Source organism: Bartonella queenslandensis AUST/NH15, from assembly GCF_000312585.1.
Taxonomy (GTDB): domain Bacteria; phylum Pseudomonadota; class Alphaproteobacteria; order Rhizobiales; family Rhizobiaceae; genus Bartonella; species Bartonella queenslandensis_A.
In genome coordinates, this window is sequence record NZ_HE998012.1 from 79731 (window position 1) to 87206 (window position 7476).

General features: G+C 41.3%; 6 protein-coding genes and 1 pseudogene. 5 read left to right on the top strand and 2 right to left on the bottom strand.

Translation table 11 applies throughout. The annotated features are described in order from the left end of the window. Window positions 1–186: pseudogene (locus BN338_RS12695) on the top strand (hypothetical protein); the annotation flags it as partial. Between the two features lie 710 nt (window positions 187–896). Here the strand turns inward: BN338_RS12695 and BN338_RS07915 are convergent. Both BN338_RS07915 and BN338_RS07920 read right to left on the bottom strand, forming a co-directional pair. Next, window positions 897–1280, bottom strand: a complete 384-nt coding sequence (locus BN338_RS07915) for a cell division protein ZapA (RefSeq protein ID WP_039760785.1) — start codon at window positions 1278–1280, stop codon at window positions 897–899. 12 nt (window positions 1281–1292) lie between these two features. Further along, window positions 1293–1568, bottom strand: coding sequence for a DUF4164 domain-containing protein (locus BN338_RS07920; RefSeq protein ID WP_039760787.1), 276 nt, complete (start codon window positions 1566–1568; stop codon window positions 1293–1295). Window positions 1569–1912: 344 nt separating this feature from the next. Here BN338_RS07920 and tkt point away from each other — a divergent pair, with 344 nt between their 5' ends. From tkt to BN338_RS07940, 4 genes are all read left to right on the top strand, one after another. After that, the gene (gene tkt / locus BN338_RS07925; protein ID WP_039760789.1) at window positions 1913–3919 is read left to right on the top strand and encodes a transketolase; all 2007 of its coding nucleotides are present in this window, start codon (window positions 1913–1915) and stop codon (window positions 3917–3919) included. A 189-nt stretch (window positions 3920–4108) separates the two neighbouring features. Further along, complete coding sequence (gene gap, locus BN338_RS07930) at window positions 4109–5116, top strand: type I glyceraldehyde-3-phosphate dehydrogenase (protein WP_039760791.1); 1008 nt, start codon at window positions 4109–4111, stop codon at window positions 5114–5116. Window positions 5117–5642: 526 nt separating this feature from the next. Then, the gene (locus tag BN338_RS07935) at window positions 5643–6836 is read left to right on the top strand and encodes a phosphoglycerate kinase (protein ID WP_039760856.1); all 1194 of its coding nucleotides are present in this window, start codon (window positions 5643–5645) and stop codon (window positions 6834–6836) included. 125 nt (window positions 6837–6961) lie between these two features. Further along, window positions 6962–7476, top strand: a 515-nt coding sequence (locus tag BN338_RS07940; RefSeq protein ID WP_156809276.1) for a class I fructose-bisphosphate aldolase, incomplete at its 3' end; no start/stop codon positions are given.

A 7476-nucleotide genomic window follows, 5' to 3' on the forward strand; every position in this document is an offset into this window, starting at 1 on the left:
GTATTGCTTCTGTTTCTCAAGATGGCACGAAGGGGATTTGAGCGGTTTACGCTTGGTATTTTTTCATGCATTTTTGAACCGATTTTAGGAACAACGGGGTTGCGCACCTCTCGTGAACGTTCCCATAGATCGATTATTGCGTTATCTCCTATTGGGGAAACCGCACGGCATTTCGTTTGGGCATGAGGTTTGATGATGGGAGTAGAGTAGATGTGGTGATGTGGTCTATTGATTTTGTTTTTAGTTCTGAGAAAGTGGCTTTTATGGTGGAGCATTTAATAGGAGATCCTCTTTTTATTTCATTAAGGCATCTTAGGGATCACTTTATTAATCTTTTACGAGCGCGATTGTTTATTGATCATGAGGGCTCATTCTTGTGCTGTTTGAGAGCTTTAAAAATTTTATCATTTTAAGCTTTTATGAGTGGATGAAATTTTTGCAAACAGAATTGAATAAAATTATGAGGCCCAAAAAGTTATGCTGGTATGGCATGAGAATAAAGTGATGGATGAATGTGTTTAAAAAATATGCTTTTCATGCATTGCTTTTATGTAAAAAATAATAGGCTTTATGCATTGTTGGATCGATCATCGATATGATTTCTTTTTACAATGATATTGATTTTTGGGATGTTGGTTTTGGACACTTGTTGTGGGCGATCCATCATTGGAAACGCGGTAATATAAGGCTGCTTCTTTGATGTATGAAGTGTTTGTGTGTCAGCGAAATATTCGAAACACGGTTTTTTGATCGGATCTTAAGTTAATTATGTGTGATTTGTCAGTGGAATCCTCTCGATAAAAAATCGGATTGTTTAGGGGTGTGGGTTTAAGAATTTTTATCCTATGAGGGGAGGCAAATAAAATCGCACGTTTATTATGGCGCTGTTGTATGTTTTAGAAGTCTTCCTGTTCTTGTTCTTGAATGTTTGTACTGTTTTGATCATCTTTGAGCAATTGATTGGTGAGATTTTCAATGCGTTGTGTGGTATCACGCATAATTTTTCCCATGGTGCGGTCTCTTTCATTGTGAAGGCGTAAAAGAGCATTGTAGTCTTCTTGTAACTTTTTATTTTCTCGTTTTATTTCCTCCATTTCATCGATAATCATTATGCCAGCCATAACCGATAAACGATGATCGCCAATTTCACCAAAATTTTTCTTTAAATGGGTGATGTATTGATCCAATTGAGCGGCAAGCGCAATAAGATGACGTTCTTGTCCTTTATTACAAGCCATGCGATAATTTTTACCATCAATGGTAACGGAAACTGTTTCCATACATTCAAACCTTTATCTATCAATGACGATACGAATCGTTTCCATTGCTTTAATAAGGCGTTTGGAAACTTCTTTGTTAACAGATTCTAAGCGTTCAATTTGGGCTTCAGCTTTGTCAAGCGCTTGGGCAAGATGGCTGCGGTCAGCATTCATTCGTTGAATTTCTTCTTCCCATTCGTTATTTTTATCAATAACGGCGTTGCGGTTTATTATGGTGATCTCTAAGGTTCTAAGTGCTTTTTCTAGGTGCTCTAGAGCATCTTGTAGAACCGTAGTCTCTTGGTTCATTGCTTTTGTCCTTTGGGTAATTGTATCCTTTATCAATGCGTTATGCAAAAACGAATCACTTACATTCTCGTATTGTGTGTATTTTATTTTTAAGTATGTAAGATATTTTAGCAAGCAAAGCAGGGGATAGATATAAATTAAAAGCTGGATTTTTTACGCGTATTGGCATAAATGACATGGATATACAGGATGCGTGAGGGGACTGTTATTAATATATTGAAGTGGTGACAAGAAGTTTCATGCTGATGGTTAAAAGGTGGTTAAAAAGAGTATTTCTTAAGGAATTTTAAGAGAATACGGAAAAAGCAACAGAATAACGTATTTAACGAAATGGTCGATCATTCATGACAAACACCCTCCAACAGAATCAGATGGCCAATGCTATCCGTTTTCTTGCTATTGATGCGATTGAAAAAGCAAATTCTGGTCATCCGGGCTTGCCAATGGGGGCAGCCGATATTGCTACGGTTCTTTATACACAATTCCTTGCTCATGATCCTAAAAATCCTCGTTGGCCGGACCGTGATCGTTTTGTGTTATCAGCAGGACATGGATCGATGTTGCTTTATGCTTTGCTGTATCTTTCTGGTTATGAAGATATCTGTATTGAGGATCTCAAAAATTTTCGCCAATTAGGCGCAAAGCTTGCGGGACATCCAGAATATGGGCATGCGGCAGGAATTGAAACAACAACTGGACCTCTCGGACAAGGGTTGGCTAATGCTGTGGGGATGGCTCTTGCAGAACGTCTGCAAAATGCTCGTTTTGGCGATCTTATCAACCATTATACTTATGCATTGGTGGGGGATGGATGCTTGATGGAAGGGATTTCGCAAGAAGCACTTTCTTTGGCTGGGCATTTAAAACTTCATAAGCTTATCGTGTTGTGGGATGATAATAATATTTCTATTGATGGAGAAATTTCTCTTGCGGATACCACAGATCAATGTGCGCGTTTTAAGGCATCTGGTTGGAATACGCTCAAAGTCGATGGACATAGCCAAACAGCCATTGCACATGCCATTGAAGAGGCGAAAAATTCTGATAAACCAACTTTAATCGCTTGTAAAACAACAATCGGTTTTGGAGCACCGAATAAAGCTGGAACCAATAAAGTTCATGGAGCCCCTTTAGGTGTACGAGAAATTGCTGAGACCCGTATCGCCTTGGGGTGGGAGGCAGAGCCTTTCGTTATTCCAGCCGATATTCTCGATAATTGGCGTTTAGCAGGGCTTAATGCCGCTAAAAAGCGACAAAAGTGGGAAGAAAAATTGGCTGCTCTTCCTGTCTCAGAACGGGTCGAGTTTGAAAGATTGATGCGTGGTGATCTATTGGGTGGATTTGATGGCGCTATCGATGCTTATAAACAGAAACTCATTGAAGAGTCTCCTGTGGTTGCTACGCGTAAAGCTTCGGAAATGGCTCTTGAAGTGATCAATGAAGTCGTGAGTGAGACTATTGGGGGGTCTGCCGATTTGACGGGATCCAATAATACAAAAAGCAGTCAGATGGAAATTATCTCTGCGGATGATTTTTCAGGGCGATATCTTCATTATGGTATTCGTGAGCATGCAATGGGCGCTATAATGAATGGGATAGCTCTTCATGGGGGCTTTATTCCTTATGGAGGGACGTTCTTATGCTTTTCTGACTATATGCGTCCTGCTATGCGTTTGTCTTCTCTCATGGGGTTGCGGGTGATTTATGTCATGACCCATGATTCTATTGGTCTTGGGGAGGATGGTCCGACCCATCAACCCGTGGAACATTTAGCTTGCTTGCGTGCTATGCCTAATCATCTTGTGTTCCGTCCTGCTGATGCTATGGAAACAGTCGAGTGTTGGCAATTGGCTTTGAAAGCATGCGGGACGCCTTCTACTTTGGCTTTGAGTCGACAAAATCTACCGCTTTTGCGTCAAGAGTATGAAGAAGAAAATCTCTGTATGCTTGGTGCTTATGAATTTTTAACGGCTAGTGATGAGGCGCAAGTGACTTTGTTCGCTTCCGGTTCAGAATTGCAAATTGCGGTAAAAGCACATACAGTCTTAGAAGAAAAAGGTATCCCAACGCGTGTGGTTTCTGTCCCTTGTTTTGAACTCTTTTCTCAACAATCTTGCTCCTATCAAAAGGCTCTCATTGGAGATGCGCCGATTAAAATCGCGATTGAAGCTGCTGTTGCCCAAGGATGGGACCGTTTTATTGGCTGTGATGGTGTGTTTATTGGCATGGAGGGGTTTGGTGCAAGTGGAACAATTGATGACCTTTATGCGCATTTTGGTATTACTTGGGAAAATGTCGTTGCTACCGCTGAAAAAGAGCTGGAAAAGATCGAAGAGGAAAAGACAAAATGACAATTTGTGTTGTCATGAGTGGGGGTGGTTGTAGAACATCCTATTTTGTACAGTGTTGTGGATAATGTTGTGCATTATTGTGGATACGTCAGTCATTGATCGAGATATTGACGTGTTGGGAATTCATAGTTTGGGGTTGGAAGATGCCCATTTGTTGTGCTTTAAAAATGAGATGAGGAAACATGTGAAATGACAGTTCGTGTTGCAATTAATGGGTTTGGTCGTATTGGACGCAATATTTTACGTGCTCTTATAGAAAGTGGACGAAAAGATATTGAAGTGGTTGCAATTAATGATTTAGGATCGGTGGAAACAAATGCCCATTTGTTGCGCTATGATTCAATTCATGGGCGTTTTCCTGGGGATGTTAAGGTGGTGGGGGATGCCATTGATGTGGGGAGTGGTTTAATAAAGGTATGCGCAGAGCGTGATCCTGCACAATTGCCTTGGAAAGATTTAGATATCGATATTGCTTTGGAATGTACGGGCATTTTTACTGCTCGTGACAAAGCAAAGGCTCATTTGGATGCGGGGGCAAAGCGTGTGCTTGTTTCTGCTCCTTCTGAAGGAGCGGATCTTACCGTGGTATACGGGGTTAATCATCAATTTTTAAATAATGAGCATCGCGTTGTTTCAAATGCTTCTTGTACAACCAACTGCTTAGCCCCTGTTGCACAAGTGTTGCACAACACGGTGGGTATTGAAAAGGGATTTATGACAACAATTCATTCTTATACGGGTGATCAACCTGTATTGGATACCATGCATCGTGACCTTTATCGGGCGCGTGCGGCAGCTCTTTCGATGATTCCTACCTCAACAGGAGCAGCAAAAGCTGTGGGATTGGTCTTGCCAGAATTAAAAGGCTTGCTCGATGGTGTGTCGATCCGTGTTCCAACACCAAATGTTTCCGTGGTGGATTTGACATTTACCGCTAAGCGTTCCACAACGATTGAAGAAATTAATACAGCGATTGCAACTGCAGCACGCGGTCCCTTAAAGGGAATTTTAGACTATACAGAGGAAAAGCTTGTGAGTTGTGATTTTAATCATAATCCTCATTCAGCTATTTTCCACAATGATCAAACCAAGGTGATTGATGGTAAGCTCTGTCGTGTTCTGGTTTGGTATGATAATGAATGGGGTTTTTCTAACCGTATGAGTGATACGGCTGTGGCTTTTGCCAAGACAGTGTAGAAAAAAGGACCTTCGGGTCCTTTTCTTATAAGAAAAAGCCTCGTTTTATACAATTGTGAGAAAAGCGGATAAAGTGTGTTGTCTTGTGTGCTAGGAAACAAATGCTGTTAAAAGATTGATGATGCGTTTTGTTTTGGTGTGGAGCAATATGTGTTTTTAAAAGCCGCATGAAAGCGTAAAATGTGAAAAATAAGATCTCGATGAGACAACGTAAAAAAGACGAAAAGTGTAAACTCTTTTGCATAAAAGTAAAAGGAAGCTTGAATGGAAATCAAATTGAGCCAATGCATTTGTTTTGCAACAATGGGATGTGAAGATAACAACGATGTTGGGTTTGTGTACACTTGATGATAGAGGTTTTGGCTTTTCCAAGCATAGGGGAGAGAAGGGAAGCTGTCGTAGCGCTCTTTCGTGCAAAAGAAAAGATGTGCCATGCAAAAACAAAGAGGGGGTAAGTGGGAAAAAGTGAGTAGGTTTGCTTGATGCGTTGTTATTTGAAACAATGGAAAGTGAAGAGGAAGCAGTGATGGGATTTCGTACACTTGATGATGTTGATGTTTTGGGCAAACGTGTTCTTGTGCGTGTAGATTTTAATGTTCCTATGGCACTGGGCAAAGTTTGTGATGAGACGCGTCTTGTACGACATAAAGAAACGCTCGTTGAGCTACAAAAGCGTGGTGCTAAACTTATTCTGCTTTCTCATTGTGGTCGTCCTAAAGGAAAGGTAGAACCAGAATTTTCACTCCGTCCTGTTGTAGAAGTATTGGAAAAAATCATTAATCAGCCGATTACTTTTGCTCCTGACTGTATTGGCTCGGCGGTGCAGGTGGCGATTGAGTCATTACAAAATGGTGGTATTTTACTGCTTGAAAATGTTCGTTTTTATGCCGGTGAAGAAAAGAATGATTGTTCTTTTGCAGAGGCTTTGGCGCATAATGGGGATCTTTATGTCAATGATGCTTTTTCCGTTTCTCATCGTGCCCATGCTTCGGTGGAGGGAATAACGCATTTGTTGCCCTCTTATGCGGGGCGCTCTTTGCAAGCTGAGTTGCAGGCCTTAGAAAAAGGGCTTGGAAATCCAACGCATCCTGTCGTTGCCATTGTGGGAGGGGCGAAAGTTTCCAGTAAGCTTTTTGTTCTCAATCATTTGGTGGAAAAAGTCGACACCTTGGTGATTGGGGGCGGGATGGCTAACAGTTTTTTAGCCGCGCAAGGTATCCATGTGGGGAAGTCATTGTGTGAACATGCATTGATGGAAACGGTAAAAAAAATTATTAAAAAAGCACAAGAGTGTCACTGTACACTTCTGCTTCCTGTGGATGCTGTCGTTGGATTTCGTTTTGAAAAAGATGCACCGCATCGTCTGTATGATATTGGCGATATTCCTGAAGATGGCATGATATTAGATATTGGGACGCGCTCTATTGCCCATATCAACACCGTGATAGATAAAGCTTCAACCCTCGTGTGGAATGGACCCCTTGGTGTTTTTGAGATGCCTCCCTTTGATAAGGGAACAATTGCCGTTGCACGTCATGCAGCAGAACGGAGTTTAATGGGCAAATTGGTTTCAATTGCTGGAGGAGGCGATACGGTTTTTGCTCTTAACCATGCTGGGGTTGCCAATGATTTTACTTATCTCTCGACTGCTGGAGGGGCTTTTTTAGAATGGATGGAAGGGAAGGTTTTGCCCGGTATTCTTGCTCTTATGCAGGCTTAAAGGGTTTATTTGAAAAACAGCTTTAAAGGCTTTAAAGCTGTGTGTTGCGTAAGGTGAGTTTAAGCGTATTGCGCACTTTTGGAAAATTTTAAGAAAAAATAGAGAAAATAAAGAGGAATTTTTTTATGACTGAACGGCTTGAAGATATTGCACTTTCTCTTGTGCAGGCGGGTAAAGGTATTTTAGCGGCAGATGAAAGTACGGCGACCATTGGAAAGCGTTTTGAAAGCATTGGTGTTGAATCCAATGAAGATAGGCGTCGTGCTTACCGTGAAATGCTTTTTAGTGCAAAAGAAGCTATGGAAAACGCTATCTCTGGGGTGATTTTATTTGATGAAACCATTCGACAAAAAGCATCAACAGGGCAAATGTTGACAGATCTTATTCATGATGCAGGGGCGTTATCAGGAATTAAAGTTGATACGGGTGCTAAACCATTGGCCGCTTTTCCCCAAGAGACAATTACCGAAGGGTTGGATGGTCTTCGTGATCGGTTAAAAGATTATTATACTTTGGGAGCGCGTTTTGCTAAATGGCGGGCGGTGATTGCTATTAATGCAGATACTTTGCCAACAAGAGGCGCTATCAATCAAAATGCACAAGCTCTTGCGCGTTATGCTGCTTTATGTCAGGAACTTAA